This window comes from Candidatus Tokpelaia sp. (genome assembly GCF_008636115.1).
Classification (GTDB): domain Bacteria; phylum Pseudomonadota; class Alphaproteobacteria; order Rhizobiales; family Rhizobiaceae; genus QLZD01.
The window spans coordinates 1-24,718 of record NZ_QLZD01000004.1 but is presented as its reverse complement, the minus strand read 5'-3'; the positions used below and the strand labels follow the sequence as shown (position 1 = coordinate 24,718).

19 protein-coding genes and 1 tRNA gene are annotated in these 24,718 nt (G+C 52.3%); 11 read left to right on the top strand and 9 right to left on the bottom strand.

Annotation, left to right across the window (positions count from 1 at the left end):
• Positions 1 to 127: 127 nt before the first annotated feature.
• From DPQ22_RS00185 to DPQ22_RS00170, 4 genes are all read right to left on the bottom strand, one after another.
• Positions 128 to 2,182 carry a MacB family efflux pump subunit gene (locus DPQ22_RS00185; protein WP_150212570.1) on the bottom strand — a complete coding sequence of 685 codons (2,055 nt, stop codon included), beginning with the start codon at positions 2,180 to 2,182 and terminating at the stop codon, positions 128 to 130.
• Positions 2,183 to 2,193: 11 nt separating this feature from the next.
• Positions 2,194 to 3,399, bottom strand: a complete 1,206-nt coding sequence (locus DPQ22_RS00180; protein WP_150212569.1) for an efflux RND transporter periplasmic adaptor subunit — start codon at positions 3,397 to 3,399, stop codon at positions 2,194 to 2,196.
• A gap of 198 nt (positions 3,400 to 3,597) precedes the next feature.
• Positions 3,598 to 4,632 (bottom strand): HlyD family secretion protein, encoded by a 1,035-nt coding sequence (locus tag DPQ22_RS00175; RefSeq protein ID WP_150212568.1) that lies wholly within the window; start codon positions 4,630 to 4,632, stop codon positions 3,598 to 3,600.
• Positions 4,633 to 4,695: 63 nt separating this feature from the next.
• On the bottom strand, positions 4,696 to 6,591 hold the full coding sequence (locus DPQ22_RS00170) for an MFS transporter (protein ID WP_150212567.1): 1,896 nt from the start codon (positions 6,589 to 6,591) through the stop codon (positions 4,696 to 4,698).
• 368 nt (positions 6,592 to 6,959) lie between these two features.
• Here DPQ22_RS00170 and DPQ22_RS00165 point away from each other — a divergent pair, with 368 nt between their 5' ends.
• Positions 6,960 to 9,392, top strand: coding sequence for a two-component system sensor histidine kinase NtrB (locus tag DPQ22_RS00165; RefSeq protein ID WP_150212566.1), 2,433 nt, complete (start codon positions 6,960 to 6,962; stop codon positions 9,390 to 9,392).
• A gap of 122 nt (positions 9,393 to 9,514) precedes the next feature.
• Here DPQ22_RS00165 and mscL read toward each other — a convergent pair whose 3' ends face one another.
• Positions 9,515 to 9,991, bottom strand: a complete 477-nt coding sequence (gene mscL, locus DPQ22_RS00160) for a large conductance mechanosensitive channel protein MscL (RefSeq protein WP_150212565.1) — start codon at positions 9,989 to 9,991, stop codon at positions 9,515 to 9,517.
• 299 nt (positions 9,992 to 10,290) lie between these two features.
• On the opposite strand from mscL, the gene DPQ22_RS00155 reads away from it, so the two are divergent.
• From DPQ22_RS00155 to DPQ22_RS00125, 7 genes are all read left to right on the top strand, one after another.
• Positions 10,291 to 11,460 (top strand): quinone-dependent dihydroorotate dehydrogenase, encoded by a 1,170-nt coding sequence (locus tag DPQ22_RS00155; RefSeq protein WP_150212564.1) that lies wholly within the window; start codon positions 10,291 to 10,293, stop codon positions 11,458 to 11,460.
• Between the two features lie 342 nt (positions 11,461 to 11,802).
• A tRNA-His gene (locus DPQ22_RS00150) sits at positions 11,803 to 11,879 on the top strand.
• Positions 11,880 to 12,071: 192 nt separating this feature from the next.
• The gene (locus DPQ22_RS00145) at positions 12,072 to 12,779 is read left to right on the top strand and encodes a 6-phosphogluconolactonase (RefSeq protein WP_150212563.1); all 708 of its coding nucleotides are present in this window, start codon (positions 12,072 to 12,074) and stop codon (positions 12,777 to 12,779) included.
• A 165-nt stretch (positions 12,780 to 12,944) separates the two neighbouring features.
• Positions 12,945 to 15,386, top strand: coding sequence for a contractile injection system protein, VgrG/Pvc8 family (locus tag DPQ22_RS00140; RefSeq protein ID WP_190323069.1), 2,442 nt, complete (start codon positions 12,945 to 12,947; stop codon positions 15,384 to 15,386).
• Between the two features lie 253 nt (positions 15,387 to 15,639).
• Positions 15,640 to 16,893: a hypothetical protein gene (locus tag DPQ22_RS00135; RefSeq protein WP_150212561.1), complete on the top strand. Its 1,254-nt coding sequence runs from the start codon at positions 15,640 to 15,642 to the stop codon at positions 16,891 to 16,893.
• 19 nt (positions 16,894 to 16,912) lie between these two features.
• Positions 16,913 to 17,734, top strand: coding sequence for a DUF4123 domain-containing protein (locus tag DPQ22_RS00130; protein ID WP_150212560.1), 822 nt, complete (start codon positions 16,913 to 16,915; stop codon positions 17,732 to 17,734).
• Complete coding sequence (locus tag DPQ22_RS00125; RefSeq protein ID WP_150212559.1) at positions 17,731 to 18,699, top strand: hypothetical protein; 969 nt, start codon at positions 17,731 to 17,733, stop codon at positions 18,697 to 18,699. The genes DPQ22_RS00130 and DPQ22_RS00125 overlap by 4 nt, the downstream gene beginning before the upstream one ends.
• A gap of 89 nt (positions 18,700 to 18,788) precedes the next feature.
• On the opposite strand, the gene DPQ22_RS00120 is transcribed toward DPQ22_RS00125, so the two are convergent.
• From DPQ22_RS00120 to folD, 4 genes are all read right to left on the bottom strand, one after another.
• The gene (locus DPQ22_RS00120) at positions 18,789 to 19,064 is read right to left on the bottom strand and encodes a hypothetical protein (RefSeq protein WP_150212558.1); all 276 of its coding nucleotides are present in this window, start codon (positions 19,062 to 19,064) and stop codon (positions 18,789 to 18,791) included.
• A 175-nt stretch (positions 19,065 to 19,239) separates the two neighbouring features.
• Positions 19,240 to 19,428: a hypothetical protein gene (locus DPQ22_RS00115; protein ID WP_150212557.1), complete on the bottom strand. Its 189-nt coding sequence runs from the start codon at positions 19,426 to 19,428 to the stop codon at positions 19,240 to 19,242.
• Positions 19,429 to 19,443: 15 nt separating this feature from the next.
• Positions 19,444 to 20,106 (bottom strand): hypothetical protein, encoded by a 663-nt coding sequence (locus DPQ22_RS00110; protein WP_150212556.1) that lies wholly within the window; start codon positions 20,104 to 20,106, stop codon positions 19,444 to 19,446.
• Between the two features lie 82 nt (positions 20,107 to 20,188).
• Positions 20,189 to 21,085, bottom strand: a complete 897-nt coding sequence (gene folD, locus DPQ22_RS00105; RefSeq protein WP_150212609.1) for a bifunctional methylenetetrahydrofolate dehydrogenase/methenyltetrahydrofolate cyclohydrolase FolD — start codon at positions 21,083 to 21,085, stop codon at positions 20,189 to 20,191.
• A gap of 298 nt (positions 21,086 to 21,383) precedes the next feature.
• Here folD and DPQ22_RS00100 point away from each other — a divergent pair, with 298 nt between their 5' ends.
• The 3 genes from DPQ22_RS00100 (at position 21,384) to DPQ22_RS00090 (ending at position 24,625) form a co-directional block, all read left to right on the top strand.
• On the top strand, positions 21,384 to 22,670 hold the full coding sequence (locus tag DPQ22_RS00100; RefSeq protein WP_150212555.1) for a Re/Si-specific NAD(P)(+) transhydrogenase subunit alpha: 1,287 nt from the start codon (positions 21,384 to 21,386) through the stop codon (positions 22,668 to 22,670).
• Between the two features lie 136 nt (positions 22,671 to 22,806).
• Positions 22,807 to 23,208, top strand: coding sequence for a proton-translocating transhydrogenase family protein (locus DPQ22_RS00095; protein ID WP_150212554.1), 402 nt, complete (start codon positions 22,807 to 22,809; stop codon positions 23,206 to 23,208).
• A gap of 13 nt (positions 23,209 to 23,221) precedes the next feature.
• Positions 23,222 to 24,625: an NAD(P)(+) transhydrogenase (Re/Si-specific) subunit beta gene (locus DPQ22_RS00090; RefSeq protein WP_150212553.1), complete on the top strand. Its 1,404-nt coding sequence runs from the start codon at positions 23,222 to 23,224 to the stop codon at positions 24,623 to 24,625.
• The last annotated feature ends 93 nt before the right edge of the window (positions 24,626 to 24,718 follow it).

Below are 24,718 nucleotides of genomic sequence, written 5' to 3'. Positions count from 1 at the left end.
AAAAGGAACCGGCAGAAAGAAAAAGATAAATAGCCGCGCCTCTCAGGCCGCCGGGTGGTTGAGAGCAGCCGCCGCCGGGCGGCCCCGGCTGGGTTGCGGGCGATAACGGCGCTATAGAGCCTGCCTGCTAATCCTGAGACAAAGCGGCGACAGGGTTAAGGCGCGAGGCATTGCGCGCCGGCAAATAACCGAAAGCAATGCCGATAAGGGTGGAAACGATAAAGGCAGTGATAATGGAAGACAGCGAATAAATCATTTTAAACGGGGCGTCCGTAGCATCAAAAATAAAGCCGGTGAAAAAGCCGAAAGCAATGCCGATAAGGCCGCCGGTCAGGCAGACCAGCACCGCCTCAATCAAAAACTGCTGTAAAATATCTTCACGCCTGGCGCCGACAGCCATGCGCACGCCGATTTCGTTGATCCGCTCGGAAACGGTTACCAGCATAATATTCATCACCCCGATACCGCCGACAAAGAGCGAAACAAAAGCAATAGAAATAACCAGCATAGTCAGCACATTGGTGGTGCTCATGACTTCGTCCATAAAATCCTGACTATTGCGAATAAAGAAATCCTGCGTGCCATTATGCCTTTGTTCCAGAAAACGGGCAACTTGCGCCTGCGCCCAGCGGGAATCAACATTCTGGCTGAGCAATACGGTAATGGAGCGCAAAATCGTATTGCCCAAAAACCGGGTCTGCACCGTTGTATAGGGGAGATAAAGCGCGATAACGCCGCCATTTGGCCCATATTTGCGCACATTGACTGTGCCGGCAATGCGAGCGGCAACATTGCCGACCAGCACAATTTTGCCGACAGGATCTTCCCCATTGGGAAACAGGGTTTGTGCGGCTTCTGCTTCGATAATCAGGCTGAGGCGGCGCGCTTTGACATCATCAGCGTCAAACAGCCGGCCGGCCTCCAGCCTGGCACCATCGGCAGCAAAATATTGCTCACTCACCCCGGAAAGCGTGGCATTGGCGTCAACATTGCCGCGCCGAACAATAGTGGAGGTGGAAACCATGGGCGTTACCGCATCGACAAAAGGCAGCTCCGCCAGCGCTTTGGCATCAGCCTCCACCAGGGTGGTAACCTTGGCGGCGCGCACATCAGCCATGCTTTTGCCGGCAAAAATGGTCAGCGCATTAGTGCCCAGCCGGTTAATGCTGGCCAGAATCTGCTTTTGCGTGCCTTTGCCCAGAGCGACAACATCAATCACTGCGGCAATGCCGATAATCACCCCCAGCATGGTGAGGAAAGTGCGCATTCTATGCGCTTTCATCGATAGCAAAGCCATAAGCTGCGCTTCAAAAAAGCGATCCCAGAAGCTTGAAGCGGCGCTCATCAGTTTTTGCCGCTGTGTCCGGTGCTCGGCCGGCTCATTCTCTGCATCGGCCAAAAGCGGGGCAATGGCTTTTTCTGTTTTGATAGTCTCTATTTTCGGGTTAAAGGCAGTTTTTCGCTTATTGGGGCGGTCAGATAAAATTTCGCCATCACTGATTTCAATAATCCGCTCCGCCCGTTTGGCTACCGCCATATCATGGGTTACCAGAATAATGGTGCGGCCTGAAGCATGAATTTCTTCCAATATGGTCAGGACTTCTTCGCCGCTATGTTTATCGAGTGCGCCTGTCGGCTCATCGGCCAAAATAATTTCGCCGTCATTCATCAAAGCGCGGGCAATGGAAACGCGCTGCTGCTGCCCGCCGGAAAGCTGGCCGGGGCGGTGATGGGTGCGGCTGCCCATACCCAGCCTTGCCAGCAGCATTACTGCCCGCTTTTTGCGCTCTTCCGGCCGCACTCCGGCATAAATAGCGGGAATTTCCACATTGCCGAGGGCGGTGAGCGCCCCCATTAAATGATAACGCTGAAAAATAAAGCCGAAATGATGCCGCCGCAGAGCAGAAAGCGCATTGGCGTCCAGAGTGCTGACTTCACGGCCGTCAATATGATAGCTGCCGCTGGAAGGTTGATCCAGACAGCCGAGAATATTCATTAAAGTGGATTTGCCGGAGCCGGAAGAGCCGACAATCGCCACCATTTCTCCGCGGGCAATGGTAAGATTTATGTTTTTTAACACGGTAACAGGCGCATCACCACTGTTAAAACAGCGGCAAATATTGCGCAAAACGATAAGCGCTTTATCCTGCTTCTCATTTTTGTGCCGTGATTTCCCTGCCATAGTGCCGCCTGTTAAAAAAGCATTTTTTTGCTGCTTGACGCCCGTGCCGCGCCGCCTGAGCCGCCGCTTTCACCGGTGATAACTTCATCACCTTCCGTCAGGCCGGAGAGCACCTCTGCCTGCGCTTGCGTTTTTATGCCGATTTTCACCTTACGCTCGATCGGGCCGCCTTTGCGCGGCAAAATGCGGACATGATAAAAACCGTCTTGCTCCGGGCCGCTCAGGCTGCCAAGCGGCACCAGCAGCACATTTTGCGCCGCCCCCAGCACAATATGCACTTCCGCGGTCATATAAGTGCGCAAAGCATGGTCTTTATTGTCGACATTAAACAGGCCGTTATAATAAATCGCCTCGGTTGAGGTAGCGCTGCTGCCGGTGCTCAGGGAAGTAAAGCTTATATCATTGCGGATAGATTCCGGCGCCGGCTCAATAGCCTCCAGCCTGCCATTATAGCGGCGATCGGGCCTGCCAATAGTGTTAAAATATAAATCCTGCCCCGGTTTGACATGGACAATATCGGCCTCCGATATTTCTGCCCGCACGGTCATAACTTCCAGATTGCCTAAAATAACAATGGTCGGCGCCGATTGCACCGCATTGACATTTTGCCCTTCCTGCACCACTGTCGCCAGAATTGTGCCGCTAAAAGGCGCGGTGACCTGCGTATAGGTCAGATTCACCCGCGCCATATCGACATCGGCCTCTGCCTGGGCAATTTGCGCCTGATAGGCTTCTATTTCCGCTTCCGCCACTTTTACCTGAGCGGCGGCCGAATCATAATCGGCGCGGGAAACAGCATGGCTGGCTATCATATTTTGCTGCCTTTGCATATTTTGCCGCGCCAGAGTGAGCTGCGCCTCTTGCTCGGCCAGCCCGGCTCTTTGCCGCGCCAGCACGGCTTCCTTGCTTTTCAGGTCATTTTCCTGAGTTGTCGGGTCAATCTCCGCCAGCAAATCCCCTTGTTTGACATCTTGCCCCGGGCGCACTTTGAGCGAAACAATCCGCCCGGTAGCGCGGGCGCCCACAGCCACTAACTGGTGCGGTTTGACAATACCCGTGGCCAGAACAGTGGCCTCAATATCCCCCTTTTTAACCGGCACAGTCAGATAAACAGGTGTTTGTTTGCCAAAAAACCAGGCTTTACCAAATAGCAGAACCAGCATAATGCCAATAAGGACAAAAAGCTGAACGCAGCGCTTGCGCGTGAAAAATGCCATGAATTCACCCTATCTCCCCGGTTGCCGGCCAGGAAAACCGGCAAGCAGCCTGCCTGCACTCCTTTTGGGCAAATCCCGCCTGGCTGTGCCTCACTTTGTTTTATTGCCGCAACGGCATAATCAAAGCGGAAAAACGCAGACCCGCCCCGCCGGCAGGATTCTGCGCCGCTCTGTATTTATAATTCACGCTGCCATATGTCAATTTGCAGCCTGATTATCCGTTGTCGGTATTATGCCCGGTTTGGCTGTATCTACAGAAGTGATAACCGACATGCCCGGCACCAGCCTGTCCAGGCCGTCCTGATTGGGGGTAAGGCGGATACGCACCGGAATACGCTGCACGACTTTGGTGAAATTACCAGTGGCATTGTCGGATTTCAGCACCGCAAATTCGCTGCCGGAAGCAGGGGAAAAGCGCTCTACATAGCCTGTCATGCGTTTATGATGCAACGCATCAACGGTAAAGGAAACCGGCTGGCCGATTTTCATATTACTGAGCTGGGTTTCCTTGTAATTGGCGGTAATCCAGATTTCATCAGGCACAACCGCCATTAACTGGGTGCCGACTGAGACATATTGTCCCAGCTTTACCCCCACTTCGCCGACCCGGCCATTTACCGGGGCATAAATATGGGTATAACCCAAATCAAGCCGCGCCAGTTCGACCGCGGCTTCTTCTCCGGCAATATCAGCTACCAGCCCGGCGCGATTGGCCAGAATGGTTTTTAAACTCTGCTCGGCGACCGAGTAATCGGCCTGGGCCTTATCATAACTTGCCCGTGTTGCGTCATATTGGCTTTGGCTTTGATAACCCTGGCGCGTCAGCGGCTGCACCCGATCCCAGTCGGCCTTGGCTTTTTGCAGGGCGGCCTTTGCGCTGAAAATTTGTGATTTGGCCGAATCTTCCTGCCGGTAAGAGCTGTCCAGCGCGGCTTTTGCCGTATTGAGAGAGGCAATGGCCTGATGCAGCTTTTGCTGATAAATGCGCTCATCAATCTGCACCAGCAGCTCACCCTGTTTTACTTTTTGAAAATCCTTGACTGTAACCTGCACCACATTGCCGGAAACCTGCGGCGCCAGATTGGTGACGTCACCTTTGACATAGGCATTGTCCGTGGTCATTACCGCGCTGGTAAAAGGCGGCAGCCCCCAGGCATATAAAATGCCCAATATGCCGATAAAGCCGATAATGATAATAACAATATTGGTGATAGATTTAAAAAAGTTTTTCATATCAGGTTTTCTCGGTAAATCTTTCTGCTTTACTTGATATTACAGGGTGAGCACCGCCTGCCGTTATCCCGCCGCTTGCGGAGAAGGGCCGGCCGCCGCGGCCGCTTCTTCCAGCGCCAGCCGGCGCGCCAGCCAGATCTTCATAAACAGCCTGACCGTGAGCACGCAAAAAAGCGCGGCGGCCAGCCAGCTGTAAAGGCGGAATATATCATTATAGGCCAGAATATTGGCCTCAATATTGGATTTATTGTTTAACATGGACAAACCTCCGCCCTGGACAATAGCGGAATCAGTCGTCACCCCGCTATAAGTCTGGCCGTAAGCGGCGATGCGCGTCGCCACCTGGCTGTCGTTCAAAACCAGATTCTGGGTTAAAAAATAGGAATGAAATTTCTCCAGATAAATCTGCACGGTACCGAAAATAGCCGTGCCGGAAAGCCCGCCCCCCACCTGGCTGAGCAGAAACATACCGGCAAAACTGGTGAGATACTGGCCGGCGCCATTGGCCACCGCGGCCAGAATTCCCTTGGAAAAAGAAACTGCCATAAAAATAGCCATGCCGAAGCCGATCAGCATTTGTGAAAAATACATATCTACCGGGCGGGTGGCATTGGTGGAAAAACTGTCGGTAAAAGAACCGATGGCAATGGCCACGCAACCCAGAATATACAAAAAATCGCCGCCATTGGGCTTCAGGCAGAGGCAGCACACCGCGCCTCCGGCAAGCGTGCCAAGGGCAATGAAAAAATACAAAGTGAATAATTGCTCATTTTGCAGCCCCAGAAAAGAATAATACATATTGATCATGGAGACCTGATCCGATACCAGCAGGCGGAAAACCAGCATAATGAGAATAACATGCAGCATACCGGGGGAAAACAGCCAGCGAAAATCAAATATTGGTTTGCTGCGATTAAGCTCGATTAAAATTGAACAGGTCAGGCAGAAAATGGCAATAGCAAAAACAAAGCCCATCCAATGCGCCGAAGTCCACCAGTAAAATTTGCCCACCGGCATCATGGCGGCCGCCAGCCCGACGCCCAGGCCGTATAAAGGCAGACTGATAAAATCCAGTGGTTCCAGCACTTTTTCTTTTGGCGTTGGTGCCAGTTTCAGGAAATAGACCCAGGCCATGGCAATAGCGGCGAGAGCTGCCATAAAAATATAAAAATGCGCCACCTGGCTGTCCAGCACCAGAACGGGCACAACAATACGCGTTAACGGCGTGCCGAGCGAAATATACATCATAACCAGGCTCATGCCGATGGTCACCTTACGCTCCGGCACAAAAGGCTCAACCGTATAGGAAATGCCGATAGCGGTAATGGGCGCTGTCGTCACCCCGGATAAAAAACGCATGACCAGCGTTGCTTCATAAGTGGAAACATAGCTGCTGACTACGCAGCAGGCAATAAAACCGGCCAAAGAGCTGAAAATAAAGGGACGCGATCCGACATGGGTGCGCACTTTGATAAACAGCACGACAAAGGAAATATAAGGCGCCATATAAGCACCGATAAACCACATGGATTCCATGGTCGTGGCCTGAAAATAGGCTTCCATCTGCGGCAGATTATTCTGGAACATATTCATGGACAAAGCCTGAATCTGCACGCAGAGACAGCCCAGCAGTATAAAAAGCATGGCGCGCGGCCGCGGCATAGTGAAAATTTGCCCCGGCCGGAACTGTTTTGACGCGGCGGCCAGGAGGCCGGCCATTTTATCGCTGAGCGTATCGCGGCGCGCTTCATCGTCCAGAGCGTGGGCAATATCCTCTTTAATGTGTTTGAAACCGGCGCGCATATCGGTTGCAGCTTCAGAGGCGGCAACCTCTAGCTGCGCGGTCAATCCCGGCTGTTTTTTGCCTTGTTCCGGCCCGGCCGCAATTTTCTTCGCTTTCCCCTCCGCTGCCTTTTTTGCCCGGGGAGAAAGCGGTTTTCCGGTTTGCTTGTCTTTCATTCCGTTTGCTTTAATCCTGGCCCTTTGGCAGTTTCTTCCTGTATTGACAGCTCAAAACTCACCGCACCCTTTTGCCGCCAAAGCGGCTTGCCGCCGGCGATCAGGCGCGCAACCGGCTCCCTCCCGGTGGCGAGCAAAGAGGCAAAACCCCGTTTCCCACAAGCCTGGTTTGCTATCTTACAAGGATATGTGCAAATAGGCACTGCTTTTGCTTCATTTTTTTCTCTTTTGCAAGAGAATAGTTGCAAAACAGTCCTCTATTTTGGGTAAAGGAATTGAAATTTTTTTCATAATCTGTATGAAATAGTTAAATTTGTCAGTAATTTGAACATATTTAAGCATAATAGACCTGTGTTCCGGTGGAAATTATGGCAGTATCGCACGCATTTCTGGATATTTTGGCCAATGCGCCGCTGCGTGATGCTTATCTGGCCGGGCGGGTAACGCTGCTGCTCTCGGCGGATATGGAGACTGTTTTATGGGCAAACGGAGCCGGCGCGCGCTTTATGGGCTTTGCCACAGTGGCCGAATCGCTCGCGGCGCCGTGTCGGTTTGACGCTGTTTTGCGCCGCCGGGTTGAGGAGGCGGTGGCCGGCGGGGTGGCTTTTTTGCTGCCCGGCGCCGGGCAGGCGCATCGTTTCCTCGCCAGCCGGCTGCGGCTCGCCCCCTGGGGAGAAGTTGCGTTTTTACGCTCGGTTGCGGCGGCTGTCGGCCGCAACGGCCTGGTGGATTTGACAGATGGCCTGAGTGATGAAACAAGTGAAGCCGCTTTGTTTGATCTGTCCGGGCGCATTATGTCTGCCGACAAGGATTTTGACCTGGCTCATGCCCGTGAGCCGGGCTTGCGCCCGCTGCTGGCTGAGGCGTTTCATGACGGCGGGGTGAAAAAGCGCCTTTTGGGGGCAAAAAAGCCTTATCCTGTCGGCGTTTTGCGACTGAGTAAGGAGCCGCCGGTATTTTTGATGATTGCGGCCCGCCGGCCGCCGGGTGAAACAAAGCCGGCGGATAAAACAAATGAGGTGATAAATATTATGCGTGATGATGAAAGCGGAGCGAAAGAAACAGGCAATCGTCATTTAAGCCCGCAAGAGCAGGAGGCCTTTGCCGCTATTGCGCAGCGCCTGCAACAAACGCTGAAAAGCGAGAAGAAACAGGAACAAAGTGAAGCGGTAACAGCGCCGGCCGCGGGCGGGGAGGCAGTATTTGCCGGCCGCGCAGCCGCGGCACCGAATGCAGCCGGAGCACAAAGCCGCGCGGCAGCGGCAGAATCGCCGGAATCGTTTGACAAAACGGCAGAATTGCCGGCAGAACAAAAGAGTGCGGCAAAGGCCGGGCCTGATAAAGATGCAGTTGTACCGCCGGCCGCCGCCGCGGCAATAATTTTGCCTGCTGCCGCAGGGGCGGCCGCGCGACCGGCAGAATCGCCGGCAGGCGGCAAACAAGAGGCGGTCAAAGCGGCCGATAGGCCTGCTGCTGCCGCGCCCGGTAGAAATGAGGCGCTAAAAGCAGCCAATATAGCCGATTTGCAATATCAGAAAGATCGTCTTGATTTTCTGCTCAATGTCGTTTCGGAAGCCGTGCTGGTTATTGATAAAACCGGCCTTGTGCGCTCAGCCAATGCGGCGGCGGCGCGTCTTTTCGGTTATCAGGCGGGAGCTTTGCCCGGCAGGCCGGCGGCAATATTGCTGGCAGCACCGGCAGCGGCGGCCTTGCAACAGGATATAAAACAGGCGGAAGGGCAAAAGGCAGGAGTGTTTTTAAACCCCGGGCGTGAGGCGGAAGGCCGCACTGCTCAAGGCGGCCCGGTAAAATTGCGGTTGAATTTCGGCTGTGTCGAGCCGGGCAAAAGCTATTTTTTGCTGATGCGCGATATGACCCGTTTTCATGATATTATTGCCACATTATTACGCAAAAACAACGAAGAAGCGCAGACAGCCTTGCGGCAATCGCGCTATTTTGCCCTTGTCAGTCATGAAATCCGCACCCCGCTTAATGCGATTTTGGGCATGGCGCAATTTATGGCCTCCGGCCAGGCCGGCCCATTGGCCAACAGCAAATATAAGGAATATCTGGCGGATATTTTGCGGGCGGGCGAGCATATTATGACCCTGGTCAATGATATGGTGCAAATCGCCGGCAATAAAACCGAATGGCTGAAAATGGACAGGCAGGCTGTGTCGATTACTGCCGTGCTGGACGAGGTTTTGAGCCTGATGATACCGCAGGCCAATGCCGCCAATATTATTATGCGTTCCAGCCTTGCCGCTGATTTGCCAAAGGTTTGGGCCGATAGCCGGGCGGTTCGGCAGATTTTGCTTAATCTGCTGGGCAATGCTGTACATTTTACCCCGGCGGGCGGGCAAATTATTATTTCAGCGCATGAATTGCCGGAGCAGACAGACGGGGTAATGCCGGCGCTGCCTGCCAGCCATGAAGAGGCAGGAACCGGGAGCCTTACCGCTGCTTCTGCCCGGCGCTGCCTGTTACTGCGCATTAGCGATACGGGTGTCGGCATGAGTGCCGGGCAAATTGCGCATTCTCTGCGCGATCCGCTGGATTTTGTCCAGACAGATTCAAACATAAACAAAGCCGAAGAGCAGGAAAACAAGGCGGAAACAGCCGCAAACGCGGCTGTCGGGCGGCAGGGGGCCGGTCTGGGGCTGCCTATGGCCTATGCACTGGCAGAAGCCAATAATATCCGCTTATCGCTGACATCGGAACAGGGCAAGGGCACAATAGCGGCGCTGCTTTTCCCCGTAATGGCCGGGGTCAATGCCGGGGCCGGGGCAGGCGCAAAGTGAGCCTGTTATGCCGGGGGCGCGAGCTGGCAGGAGCTGAAATTTTAAGGCAATATAAAGCGGTAAATTGCAGAAGCGGGGGGAGCTGTTGCCGGCTGGAAGTGAGGCGGGCGGTGCCTGCTGCTTTATTTCTTTTTGTCTGTTTTAAGAGCTTTGGCCGTTGCCGCATTTTCCTTTCGCATAATATCGCGGATTTCTTCCAGCAGCATATCTGTGCGTGTTTTGGCGGGGAGGGGAGCTTCTTTGCTCTTTTTATCGGCCTCAGCATTTTTATTGCCGGCCGATAATTTGTTGAGTCCTTTAATGGTGATAAACAAAACAAAAGTGATAATTAAAAAATTGATCAGCACAGTGAGAAAATGGCCGTAAGCCAAAGTGGCGCCCATGCGCCGCGCCGAATCCAGTGTCGGCTGTTTTGTCCCCACCATTTGCCAGAATATATTGGAAAAATCCAGCCCGCCGGTGATAAGGCCTAAAACCGGCATAAACAGATCATTGACAATAGAGCTGACCAGGCCGCTGAAAGCTGCGCCGACAATAACACCGACAGCCAAATCGATCATATTGCCCCTAAGGGCAAATTTCTTGAATTCTTCCAACATGATATATCTCAATAAAGATGAGTTTTACCCTGTGCCGAGTTTTGTCAGATAGGGCAGGGAAATAAAAAACCAAGCCTTGGCGCGGCGCAAAAGGCCGGTTATCGGCAAATCCGCTTTTGCGCCGTATCCCGGCCGCATTATCGCCGTAAATCTATAATGCGGCCTGTCGTCTTCCTGTTTTATTGCCGTATTCTGTATTGGCAGAAAAGGAAATTCTGTTATAAACTCGGCCCTCTCATTGTCTTTGCGGCCGGGGGGGGAATGCTGCAAAGCAGGCAAGGCTTGAAGGGAGTTGCGCCATGATAGATTTTTATCCGCTTACACGCCCCATTATGTTTATGCTGGCGCCGGAAATGGCGCACAGGCTGAGCATTATTGCTTTAAAAACAGGTTTTCTGCACCTTGCCCCCTGTCTCAATGCGCGGGATTGTGAGCTTTTGCATACAGAAATTGCCGGTTTGCATTTTGCCAATCCTTTGGGGCTGGCGGCAGGTTTTGATAAAAACGCCGAGGCGGTTGAGGCTCTGTTGCGGCTTGGCTTCGGCTTTGCCGAAATCGGCACGGTTACCCCGCGCCCGCAGGCCGGCAACCCGCCGCCGCGTCTGTTCCGTCTGGTTGCCGACAAGGCTATTATCAATCGTCTGGGTTTTAACAATGCCGGCTATGAGGCGGTTTATCAAAAACTGGCGGCGCGCCAGGCATATTTGGCAAAAAGGACAGATAAAATTAAAGAAAAAGCGGCCAGACCGGCTCAGTGCGCGCCGCATAAAGGCTTGCTTGGCATCAATATCGGCGCCAATAAGGATTCAGCCAATAAAATTGCCGATTATACGGCGGGGCTGGCCAGATTTTATCCTGTAGCCGATTATTTTACTGTTAATATTTCTTCTCCCAATACGCCCGGGCTGCGGGATTTGCAAAATTCAGAGAATTTGCGCCGTCTATTGGCCGCCTTGACTATTGCTAATGATGAGCAGGCGGCGAAATACGGTTGCAAGCGCCCCGTTTTTTTGAAAATTGCGCCCGATTTAAATGAGCATGATTTGGATAATATTACGGCAGAATTTGCCAGGGCTCCGCTCACCGGCTTGGTTATCGGCAATACCACTTTGAGCCGCCCCGAGCTGGCAGGCAAAAAATATGCGGCCGAGGCCGGCGGTCTTTCCGGCGCGCCGCTTTTTGCCCTTTCTACCATTATTTTAGCAAAAATGCGCCAAAGGCTGGGCAAGACTGTGCCGCTTATTGGTGCGGGCGGAATATCCAACAGCCAGACTGCTTTGGCCAAAATACAGGCCGGCGCCGATATGGTGCAAATTTACAGCGGCCTGGTTTATCAGGGGCCCTGGACGGTGCCCGCTATTATCAAAGGCCTGTCCAGTGCCTGCCGCAATGCCGGTGTGGCGCATATCAGCGCCTTGCGTGATACAAAAACGGCCGACTGGGCAAGCCGCCCGCTGGCAGCGGATTAGGGCAAACATTGAAAGGAATTGCCGCGGCCAAAACATGGGGCAATAAAGAGGAAAGATTCGTCCCGGCTGAATATACAGGGTTTTAGGTGCGGCGGCGCTGCCCCGGAATATTTGGCGCAATAGCCGACAGGTTGAAAACTGGTTTTCGGGCGCGGGGGCGGTCTCATGCGGCAGGAGGCCGTATCTGTTTCTCTATCAAGGTGACAAAAAACCGGGATAGTGCTGCTTCCCCCTTGCAAACGGCCGTAATTTTCCGTATGAAGACCTGTATTCTTTATTAAGGCCGAGTGTAAGCGCATTGCGCGCCTTCCCGCAAAAGCGGGGTGTTTGCGGCCTGATTATGCGGTTGTAGCTCAGTTGGTTAGAGCGCAGGTTTGTGGCACCTGAGGTCGTAGGTTCGACCCCTACCAACCGTACCATCAATTTATTCCTGCCAGTATCACACCAGTTTTTAGAGCTTCTTACAGGCGCGCTATACTCTGCCTGCCGATCTTTATTTGCGGTTTTGCCGGCATTTGCCGGCTTTTTATTTGCCGCGGTGAAAATCCGCCCCAAATTTAAAAAACAGCGGCAAATATCGTCATGCTGACGCCTGAGAGTAAAGAGTGGAAATGCGCCTTGCCTATACAGAGTGCCATAATTGCGCCGGCCGCGAGGAAGCTGCTGAAAAATGCGCCTTGCGCCTGGCTGCCGAGCTGAGCCTGGCGATCCATGAGCGCGGCCGCGCTGTTATGGCTGTTTCTGTCAGTGCGGATACACAACTGCTATTTGCGGTTTTATCACAGACAGATATTCCCTGGAGCTTTGTTACCCTGGCCCTGATTGATGAATGCTATGTGCCTGTTACCGCGCCGCAATCGCGTGAAAGAGCCTTGCGCGCCGGCCTGCTGCAAAACCGGGCTGCTGCGGCGCGTTTTGTCGGCCTTTATAACGAAGCGCGCACGGCAGAACTGGCAGCTTTTTCTGCCTCGGCGCGGATAAACCGGTTAAGCCGCCCTTTTGATTGTGCTGTGCTGGATATGGATATTCAAGGGCAAACAGCAGGGTTCTTTAAAGGCAGCAGCCGGTTGCAGGCGGCGTTGAATAGAGAAGGGCGGGCTTTGGTGCTGCCTAATTATGTTAAATTTTCCGGTGAGACACATTTGACCATGACCTTGCCGCTGCTGGCAGAAGCCGGGCTGATTGTTTTACCGCTAAATGGCCGGAAAAAATTATCCGTTCTGGAAGAAGCAGAGCAGGAGGGCGCGGCGAAGGATATGCCGGTGCGCGCCCTGTTGCGGGCAGCAAGGCAGCCGGTGCAGGTTTTCTTCTCACTATAATAGAGTAATTTAAGTATATTTCAGTGTTTTCTATATTATAAAGCAGTTGTTAATAAGTATTATTTTTGTATTATTATAATTGCTGTCAGGTTTTATTTGTCTTACCATAAGGCTGCGACTGGTTTTTCGCCGGTATTTATGTTGGTAGCTTTAGGGAAGAAGTTAATGTCAAAAAGTCTGTTTGCCGAAAAAGAGGAAGGCGTGCAATTTTCCTTTTGGCTGGAGGGGGACGAGCAGGCAGAATATCGCCTCACTGCCTTTAAGGTGGAAGAGGCGCTGTTTTCGCTGACAAAAATTGAAGTTTTGCTGAATTTATCCTCTTCCACTTTTGTTTCTGCCGATCGTCTGGGCAAGCGGGCCAGCCTGCAGATCAAGGCGGAAGGTCTGGCTGTGCCGGCCTGTTTTTCCGGCTTTATTGCCGAGGTGACAGAATTTTTTGAAGCCGGCAATGTATTGACGCGGTTTATCCTGCTGCCTGAACTGGCAAAACTGGAAAAAGAGCCGCGTTATCGCGTATTTCAGGATTTGACAGTGCCGGATATTGTCGAAACAATTTTATGCGAGCACGGCATTGTCAATGCTTTGTGGCAGTTGGAAGGTGAGTTTGCTCCGCGTAGTTTTTGTATGCAATATGGTGAAAGCGATCTGGCTTTTATGCACCGTATTCTGGCAGAAGAAGATATTTTCTATTATTTTATTCATGAAGACAAAGGCCGCCAGCGCCCGGTTTTATGCAATAATATCAGCCTGTTGCTGGATTGCCCGAATCGCAGCAGTTTAAAGCATGACAGCCATGGTTCGCACGGTCTTTATGATATAGCCGGGGCGGAAGAAATTTATTGCCATTCGCTGCGCCGCAGTTTCGGCACCCAAATGCCGCGGCAAATGTCGCAGGCCGATTTTCTGCACCAAAGCGGCCAAAACCGGCCGGCACAGCCGGCAGGCAGTTTTGCCGGCGCGGCCGATATATCCGGCGGCGCCATGCTTTCCGGCATTGCGCATTTGCCCTTGCCTTTATGCGGGCACAAATTATCTTTGCAATGTCCTTTTGATAAAAGCCTGAATGCCATATGGTATCTCACCGCTGTGCGGCATGAGGGGCTTGGCGCCGATGGCAGCCGGCTCACGCGGGATTTGGCCGATTATTTTGCTGAAGGCGGGGCCAGTATCAGCGCCGCTTATGCCGAAAAGACGGCCGTGAACGGCGCTTATGGCCGTGCTTTTGGCGCCACCAGCCTGTTGCCGCGGCTGTGTCAGGTCAATGGCGGCCCGGTTTGTGAAGATGAGGCGGCGGGTTTTTCGGCCTATGGTGTGCCCTATAATAAGGCCGTGTCTAATGTTGTTTCCATGCCGGGCAGTGCTCATACCCGACAAAATAAAGCCCAAACGGGGCACAAGGCTGTTTATGCCTGTGCCTTTACTGCTTTGGCCGGCTCGGCCCGCTATCGCCCGCCTATGACTATGCGCCCTGTTATTGCCGGGCCGCAAGCGGCGCAAATTGTCGAGGTAGATAAAAGAGCGCGCCGTTACAGGCTGGCTTTGCTTATTAGCGCTTTTGGCCGCCGGCAGGCAGAAGAAGTATGCTTCTGGGCTGATGCCGATTCCTCTTTGGGTGCTGCCGTGGCCGCTACTGCCAGTGGCACTGAGGCGGCTGATATTGGCGCTGCTCCGGCCGCTAATGAGCTGATACTGGAATTTTTAGGCGGTAACCCTGATAAGCCGATTGTGCTGCAGCGGAATAATGCCGGTGCTGTGGCCGGTGCTATGACCGGCCGCGCCGAAAGCGCAGAGCCTGCCGGCGGTGATTTGGCAGCGCAAAATGGGGCAGCTTTAGCTTTTGATGAGGCGGATTTTGAAGAACAGGTCAAGCATGTTCTGGCTGATATGCCGTGGAACCGGGCAGAAAACAGGGCAGCGGCAAAGCCGGCCGGCGCGACAGCGGAGATCTCCCCGCCTGTGCCGCATTATGCCGGGCAATCTGTGCCGCGCGGCCTTTATGCTCAGGCCGCCGGGCCGCAGGATTTTATCCATATTCCGCCCGCGCACCGGTTGAATACGGGCAATCCTGCCGGAGGGCCGGCTGCGGCTTTGCCCGCCGGCAGCGGGGTGAGAATGCCGGCTTTGCCGCGTGGCGCTGCTATTCCGCTGGCGCATTTGCGGGCAGATTTGCAAAACAGCACAGCGCCCGGGCAAAGCTGGGCGGCACCCGGCTTCGAGCTGGATAAGCATAATTTTACCGGTAACCAACAGGGAGAAACTGCTGTTAATTCGCGCTTCTTACAGGTAGGAGAGCATCAGAGAGAAGATATTCACGGTATTTATGAGCTGAATTGCGGTGAAAAATATCTCTGCCGGACAAAAGCCGTGAATATTAACGCCGCTGACAGATTGGTTGTGCGCGGGCCGGGCGGCAAAATTATTATTGATAAACATTCCATGACCCTGGAGGCCCCCATTATCCGCCTTAAAGGGCGCCTGCTGGTGGAAGAAGACGCTTTTGATCGACAGGAAGGGATAAAAATTGCCATTCGCGATGAATTGCCTTTAGTAACGGAATGCCATAATGCTGCCGGCGCTCATGAGACAGATAGCGGCACCGGTAGTTAAACAGGCGCGCTGCCGCAGAAAAACCGGAAATATTACCGGCAACAGATCTCGCTTTTATAAAAGCGGGGTCTGTTGCTTTATTGATTATTTTATTAAAGTCTTGATTGTGTTTTTGCCGCCACATAACACAGATAAAATATAATTTCTGCCGTATTTCTTGCTATATCCATGTTGATAATCAGGATATTTGCCAAATTTAACTGTTTATTAAGAAATATTAACTGAAAAAAAGCGGTAAACAGGGATTTGTTTCGTGAAATACGGCTATTTATGCTTTTTAACCTTTATAGTTTTGCTGCTTGGCGGCTGCACGCCTATGCCGGGGCAGATTGCCGGCCCGCAAGGCGGCGGTGAGCCGTTGCCTCTGAATGATAGTGAGCCATTGCCGCGCGCCCTTATACCGCAAAGGCCGATGCGCCGGCAAAGGCGCAATGCTTGCCTGGGGCGTTCGGTTTCACCGACTGAAAATGCGGCCTGCGCTGCCTGCGGCGGCGGCGCTTGCTGCGATTATCCTGTTTGGCTGCACGAGGCACAAAGGCAAAACGGGCTTTATATGGCTTATGACCGGCAGGCTGCTCTTGCTGCTGAGCAAAATAATGATAAGAAAAATCTGCCGCTGGTTTTTTCGCCTCTGGCGGCAGGAGCAGAACAAAACGGTTTGTTACCGGCAGAGGAATTGTCACTTTTGCCGGCAGCGCGCGCGCCGGCCGGTTATCAGACCGTGCCGGCCGGGCCGCGCCGGGAAGGCTCATGGAGCGGCCTCTATGCCGATTGGTGCCTGGCGCACGCTTTTAACCCCAAAACCGGCCAATATTATGCCGGGCTTGCTGCGGGTGCCGCTGGCGCTGAAAACTGGCTGCATTATGGCGTGGGGAGCGAGGCCTGCCTTGGAGCGCTCATGGTGGCAGAGCAGCAGGGAACTTATAATATTGCCTTTTGTCTTGGTGTTTTGTCTGTGCCGGTCAACGGCGCCGGGGGGCAGAAAAGCACCGCAATTATTTATTTGGGGCTGGGGGTGAAGGATAAAGGCATGGCACCGGGCAATCGGGCACCGGGCAATCGCATTGGCTTTGTCGCCTTTGCTGCTGCCAATATTGCGGCTTTCCGTCTGCCGGCCGGGTATCACCCGTGCAAGGAGCATTTCAAGCTGGAGCAAACGCCGTGGGCGGCGCTGTTTGAGGAAAAAATTCTGGCGCGGCAAAAACAGCGGCAAATGGAAGCGTCCGACAAGCCTGCTTATGAAGCGCAACAGGCTGCCGCCGGGCCGGACGGGCGGCGGCCAGGCGCCGGCGACCTGCCTGTTAATGGGGCCTATGGCAAGGAACAGGTTGATGACCGGGCGTTACAGGCGGCTATAGAGCGCGACTTGATGGAGCAGGATTGGGCCGCAACGGATTTTCATAAAGCCGGTTTTGCCAATAAAAAATATAGTCAGAATATCTGGCAGAATTTTGCCGGGCAGCAGGCTTCCGGCGCGGCGGCAGCGCCTGTGACCGAATGGCGATAAAGCAGAGCCGGCAGAGCGATTGTCTGATCGCTATATTATGATCGCCCGCCTGCCGGGGCTGAATTTTGCCTCGGCTGTTTTTCGCCCTAAATATGGTGTTTTGTTGCAGGCAAGCTGTTGCCGCGCAGATTCGGGCAGAAAAGCAGGGCAGGAAACGGGGCGGTTTATGGCGGAAAGTGTAATGCGTTTTGGAGCAGGGCAGGAATTATATCAAAAGCAGCGTGATTTTGCTTTGAATCTTGCTGCTTTCCTGAACCAATACAAGCACTATGGCACATTTCTGGCTTTGCTGGAAGCCGGCAGCGCCATGAACGGCGCCACCAGTGATTTACTGGCAGCGATAGAAGATTATCCGCCGCAGCAATGGTCTATACTTTTGCCGGAGCCGGAAAATCTGGAAGAAGTGGCACCTTATCTTATCAGCCTGGAGGCGCCGGTCTGGCGGTCGGGCGGCGCGCCTTTAACCGGTTTTGCCGATTGGTTGTTTGCCAATCGGGATTTTGTCCGCCTGGGCGTGTTTTTTGTCAGCCATGCGCCGTTTTTGCAAATAAAGGCTTTTTGGCAGCGTTTCAGCCATGCCCGGTTTTCTGATGCTAAAACGGCCTATTTTCGTTTTTATAATCCGCGTTTCTTTCATTCTTTAATAAAAAATCTGGGTAAAAAAGAATATCAAACTATATCTTCTTTGCTGGAAATGATAATTTACTTCGACTATTTTAATCCGCGTCAGCTTCATATTTATCGCTTTTATCCGCAGGGCTATAAAAAAGAACAATATGACCTGGAAAAGGAAAATAGTGAAGCGCTTGTCCGCTCTTTGTTTCCTGAGTTGCCTGCTTGATAAAGCCTGTTTCCCCGGTTTATTGGGGCGGTGCTGATGTTGGTGTGATTATGGACGGCGCGGCAAGACCTTTATTGCCGCTGTTTTATCTTGGCCCTGTTGTGCAAAAACCGGCAGATGAGAGTGAAATGCAGGATATTTTTGACCATATGGATTGGCCGCTGCCGGAAAGAGCGAATAAATCCGGCTTGCCGGCTTTTATCCGCCCCGGAGAAATGCTGGAAGATTTATTTGCCGATGATCAGCTTGTGCTGTTTCAGAAGCGCACGGCCTTGTTTATGCGCCGCTCTTTCCCCGCTTATACGGGAACCTTGACGGCAAACGAATTGGAGAAACTGGCACTAAAAGTGCAAAAACGCGCAGCGTTAAAAGGCTTTATTACCGAGAAGCAGATTTGGCATTATGTAATAGCGGTTGTTTATTGCGGTTTTTTCTTTGAGCAGGACATGCAATATGCCGATATGCTGAGCCTCATTGGCTGGCACGAGACTTATAGTGACAAAATGCTGTTACTGGACAGGCTGCTGGGCATTATTGACGAATATGCGGTAGAATGTGAAAAAGACTTTACGGATTTTGACAAAAAACTGCGCTATATTGCCGAGTTTTATGCCGGCCCGCATTTTGGCAATTCAGTTTTGGAAAATATGTCACTACCGGAGCGGCTGGCTTTGGGCGAAAAGATTCTGGAAACCATTTTCCCCGTGCGGGCGGGATTATGGACAGCACAAACCCGGCATAAACTTGTCAGTATGAGCCTGGATTATGCCCGCAATCTTGGCTTTTCTGTCAAAGACAGCCTGTTTTATCTTTTGGCAAATATTTATTTCGGCCGCGCTTTTGAGCAAAGCCCGCTTTATCCCTGGGCTTATTTTTTACAAAACCGCACAATACCGGCGGCCGATCGCGCCCGTCATTTTATCAGCCTGGCACAAAAACACTTTGCCCGATTGGCAGGAGGGTGAAAGGGCGCACCTCCCGGAGAAATCCTTGTGCTTTTATGCGGCATTCCAACCGGAATAATTTTTATAATGCGTAACATATTTCTCACGCTTTATTTTTTCCGGTGTTTCTCATTGTCGAACTGCTTCTCAACTGCCGTCTGATTTTCATATTCCGGATCGTCTTCCCCAAACCTGTATTTATGATCATCTACGGCCTCTTTAGGGCTAGGCTGCAAATGTTCGTCTCTTTTTTCCCAATAGGCCTGATCTTTTTCCTCCTGATGCGTATCTATTTCTTTCTGATATTCGTCTGCATTGGAAGAGGCCAGACCGGGAAGGCTCAAACCCAGCAATATAGTCAATGTCAAGGCGGGGAGTTTACTCATCAGATTTTTCCCTTTTCTGGTAAAACAGAAATCAGCCTTACATATAAAAGCTTTACCGGTAAAGCCCCGCCTGTTGTATTGCAGAGTGTTTTATCCTCTCTTTGACTGTCAGGAAAATATACGGCGGGAGCAGAAAGTAAAAAACACGCAGGCTATCGGCAAAAAGAATAAGTATTTATTTCTTGCCATTGTGTTTTTGCGGCTGTAACGGCGGCGGCGGCGCAATTTCCGCCTTCAGGCGCGGAGAATAGCCTGAGGCACTTTTTATCTGCCCGTTGGTCACTTGGGTCACTCCGCCTGTAACAGGGCGGCCTTTTGGTTGGCCTCTTATATACCCTTCTGTCAGTTTTATATGGGCGCTCATAGTAAAATTCCTGATTTATGGATTGTCATCTTCTTTTTTCTTTTCTTTCGCCAGTTCTATTGTAAAATCTCCTGCTTTGCCACATAAATATATAGTTTTTACATGATATAAAAAAGCGGAATCCCGGTAATTATAAATATCTACATCAAGCAGGACAATCTCTTGTATATCGAGTGTCTCTGAATGTTTTGAAATGAGTCCTCTATATATTAAATTCCGTTCAGGCCAGCGAACATAAACCCAATCTATTTCATCGGAATTAAGATAATAAGAAAAAAGATTTTCATCGCCATATTTACTGGAAATATGCATTTTTTGCGCCAAGTGATTTAAATATTTTCTATTGACACAACGTGAAGTAAGAAAAGCAAAACCAATAGCAAACACAGAAGCGAAGATAATATCCATATAAATAGAATTATCTATTGCTTCGTTGTTCAGTAATTTTAATAATGTAATTAAGATATTAAAGCGAAAATTTATATGTAAGCATGAAAAGACGCTAAACAGCCAGTTTATCAGATAAAGCGGCAGATAACTAAACCAACCAAACAAGATAGCTGCTACAGAAAATGTAAAATTATTCCATTTCTCATGCTGTGTGATGGAATCATAGACAAGGGCGGCAATAAGCCCGGGAATTAGTAAAACAATGAGAGATATGACCAGCTGATTCACACTGCCCCCCCCCTTGTTTAGCGGTAATTTGCAAAAATGCCCGGGTTGCACAATTTGCCGCTAATGCTCTCTGACTTCCCCTTTAGCTCAGCTCCGGCACATCGGCGCCGGCGGCGCGATAAGCTGCCGTCAAATTATTGGCCATCAGCATGGCAATGGTCATCGGCCCCACTCCGCCGGGGACAGGGGTGATATGCCCGGCAATAATAGAGGCCGTATCAAATTCCACATCGCCGGCAAGCCTGGTTTTTTCGCCGCTATGCCGCGAGGCGGGAATGCGGTTTATGCCGACATCAATAATAGTTGCCCCCGGTTTTATCCAACTGCCCTTGATCATTTCCGCCTGCCCGGCTGCTGCTACCAGAATATCGGCGCTGCGAATAACTTCAGGCAAATCGCGGGTGCGGCTATGGGCTATTGTGGTTGTGGCATTGGCTGCCAGCAACAAGGCGGCGGTCGGCTTGCCGACAATATTGGAGCGGCCGACAATAACCGCATCAAGGCCTGACAAATCATCACCGTGAATATGACGCACAATATACATAATGCCCGCCGGCGTGCAGGGGGTAAAACCGCCGCTGCCGCCGCTTGCCAGCCGCCCGGCATTGCTGTAAGTGAGGCCGTCTACATCTTTTTCCGGCGCGATAGCCTGCACTATTGTTTGCGTATCAATATGTTTGGGCAAAGGCAGTTGCACCAGCAGGCCGTGCACTGCTTCATCAGCATTTAATTGCCGGATCTGCTCCAGTATTTCATCTTGGGAAACCGTGTCTTCCAGCCGGATTGTGCGGGAATGAAAGCCGCAGGCTGAAGCTTTGCGGCTTTTTGACGCAACATAAAGCACACTTGCCGGATCTGCTCCGACAAGAATAACCGCCAGCCCCGGTTGCCGGCCGTGCTGCTGCAGGCGGGCAGTCTCGCTTTTGACCCTGGTGAGTATTTCTTCGGCAAGATATTTGCCGTCAATGATTTTGGCCATAATTGCGTATACTCTTACTATTTCGACAGTTTCGCGCCGCATATCGGCACTGCGGCCGGGACAGGCCGTTTTGTTTCGCCTTTATCTATAAGTTGCAAAAATCTTTATAGCAAGGCTCCCGCTTTCTCTCCCAAAGAGTTTGCCCACTGTTTTTTCTGCTCTCTTTGTGCGCGCTGATAAATTTTTGCGCAATTTGGCCGGCCGGCACCCGGGCCTCCTTGCCTTGGCCGGCAGAATGCTTGTATAGTGCTGTCGAAACCATATATAAAGCGAAGGCCTTATTGTCGGGAGATATGCTGTGGCGCTGTCTGTTTTTGTTGCCAAAGAAAGCTTTGCGGGAGAAAAGCGGGTGGCCGCCTCGCCCGAAACAATCAGGAAATATAAAATGCTCGGCTTTGCGCCGATGGTGGAAAGGGGCGCGGGGCAGGCTGCGGCTCAGCCTGATGCGGCTTTTGCCGCTGCCGGGGCGGAAATTGTCGAGCGGGAAGAGGCCGCCAAAGCCGATATTGTGCTGAAATTGCGCCGCCCGACTCTGCAAGAGGCTGAATTTTATAAAAAAGGCGCTTATTGCCTGTGTCTGCTTGATCCTTATGGGCATAATGCCGAAACTGAGCTGGCTGCTTTGGCCGCCACCGGGCTGCGGGCTTTTTCGATGGAATTGATGCCGCGCATTACCCGTGCCCAATCCATGGACGTGCTGTCTTCTCAGGCCAATCTGGCGGGCTATTGTGCTGTTATTGAGGCGGCGGCGCATTATGGCCGGCTGCTGCCGATGATGATGACAGCCGCCGGCACTGTGCCCGCTGCCAGAGTTTTTGTCATGGGTGCCGGTGTGGCGGGCCTGTCGGCCATTGCCACGGCGCGCCGCCTGGGTGCCGTGGTAACTGCCACTGATGTGCGTCCGGCAGCCAAAGAGCAGGTGGCCTCGCTGGGGGCAAAATTTATCGCAGTGGAAGATGAAGAATTCCGCGCGGCGGAAACAGCAGGCGGTTATGCCAGGGAAATGTCGGCGGATTATCAGCAGCGCCAGGCGGCGCTCATTGCCGGGCATATTGCCAAACAGGATATTATTATTACTACGGCGCTCATTCCTTCGCGCCCGGCGCCGCGTCTGGTCAGCGCTGCAATGATTAAATCCATGCGCGCCGGTTCGGTTCTGGTGGATCTGGCGGTGGAGCGCGGCGGTAATATTGAGGGCGTGGCGGCTGATGATATAATTGAGATAGACGGGGTCAAGCTTATCGGCTGGCAAAATATGCCGGGACGGGTGGCGGCAACAGCCTCTGAGCTTTATGCGCGCAATCTTTATGCCTTTATCGCCCAATTTACCGATAAAGAAAGCGGTATTTTTGCCCCTGACAGCAATGATGAGCTGGTCAAAGCGAGTTTGCTTATGGCAGAAGGGTGCCTGTTACCGGTTATCCCCGCTTTTGCGTATCTGTCCAAGGGTGATAAAGCTGCTGTCAAACCGGAAAAAACTGCCGAAGAGAGCGATGAAGCTGCAGCCAAAGCCGTGGTGAATAATGCTGCTGAGGGTGAAGAAAGCGATAAAGCGGAATCTGTCAATCTGGAGCCGAGAATATGAGATGTTTCGCCTCAGGCCGCCCGGCCGCATAGAGTCGGAGATTGGGCAAACAAAATAAATATTTTGCAGTCGGAAAAAGGGCCGGCGGCTCGGCAGATTACGGCGGACAAACGGGAAACAAGCGAGGAGCTGAATAATGGCGGTAGAAGCCCTTAGTAAAGCATTGGATAATCTGGAAACGGCAGCGGCAGCAGTCAGGGCTGCGGGCGGTGATGTTGCGCTGGCCTTGCATAAAGCTCAGGCAGCAAGCGGGGCAGATCCGTTTATGTTTCAACTGGCCGTGTTTGTGCTGGCTGTTTTTGTCGGCTATTATGTGGTGTGGTCAGTTACTCCTGCTTTGCATACGCCGCTTATGGCGGTGACCAATGCCATTTCTTCAGTGATTATTGTCGGCGCTGTGCTGGCAGTGGCTCTTTCTCTTTCCGCTATTGCCGCTTTTTTCGGTTTTCTGGCGCTGATTCTGGCCAGTATCAATATTTTCGGCGGTTTTCTGGTAACCCAGCGCATGCTGGCTATGTATCGCAAAAAAGATAAATGACGGGGTAAGACTCATGAGTGTAAATTTTGCTGCTCTGCTTTATTTGATTGCCGCCGTTTCGTTTATTCTGGCGCTGCGCGGTCTATCGACCCCGACAACCGCTCGCCGGGGCAATATTTACGGTATGGCAGGCATGGCGCTGGCTATTATCACCACGCTTCTGCTGGCGGCGCCCTCGATTGGCGGCCTGGTGCTGATAGGGATTGGCCTTGCCATAGGCGGGGCTATCGGCGCTTATATTGCCCGGAAAATTGCCATGACCGCCATGCCGCAACTTGTGGCGGCTTTTCATTCTCTGGTCGGGCTGGCGGCGGTTATGGTGGCGGTGGCGGCGCTTTATTCGCCTTCTTCTTTCGGTATTGGCGAAACGGGGCAGATCCACGCGCGCGCTTTGGTAGAAATGGGGCTGGGCGCAGCTATTGGCGCCATGACTTTTACCGGCTCGATTATTGCTTTTTTAAAACTTGACGGCCGCCTTTCCGGCCGGCCGGTTTTGCTGCCGGCGCGCGGGCTGTTAAATATTGGCCTGGGCGCGGCTTTGGTGCTGGTGCTGCTTGTTTTCGCCATATGTGAGAGCCATTTTGCTTTTTGGCTGATTGTGCTGCTGGCTTTTGTTATTGGCGTTACCATGATTATCGCTATTGGCGGTGCCGATATGCCGGTTGTTGTTTCCATGCTGAATTCTTATTCCGGCTGGGCGGCGGCGGGTATCGGCTTCACGCTGGGTAATCTGGCGCTGATTATTACCGGGGCGCTGGTCGGCTCTTCCGGCGCCATATTGAGCTATATTATGTGCAAAGGCATGAACCGCTCTTTCCTCTCGGTGATTTTGGGCGGTTTCGGCGGTGAGGTTGCGGCCGGTGCCGCAGCCGGGGCAGAGGAACAACGCCCGGTCAAGCAAGGCTCGGCTGATGATGCCGCTTTTATTATGAAAAATGCTGCCAAGGTGATTATTGTGCCGGGCTATGGCATGGCGGTAGCACAGGCGCAGCATGTTTTGCGGGAAATGGCCGACAAGCTGAAAGCAGACGGGGTAGAGGTGAAATATGCTATTCACCCGGTGGCGGGGCGCATGCCCGGCCACATGAATGTGCTGCTGGCTGAGGCCAATGTGCCCTATGATGAGGTTTTCGAGCTGGAAAATATTAATTCAGAATTTGCCACGACTGATGTTGCTTTTATTATTGGTGCCAATGATGTAACCAACCCCGCCGCCAAAACCGATAAAACCTCTCCTATATATGGCATGCCGGTGCTTGATGTGGAAAAAGCGGGCACAGTGCTGTTTTTAAAGCGCGGTATGGGGGCAGGCTATTCCGGCGTAGAAAATGAGCTTTTCTTCCGCGATAATACTATGATGCTGTTTGGAGACGCCAAAAAAACGGTGGAAAATATTATTAAAGCCCTTGATGAATAAAAACCGGAGAGCGCCAATAGGCTCATAGGCTCATAGGCTCATAGGCTCATAGGCTCATAGGCTCATAGGCTCATAGGCTCATAGGCTCATAGG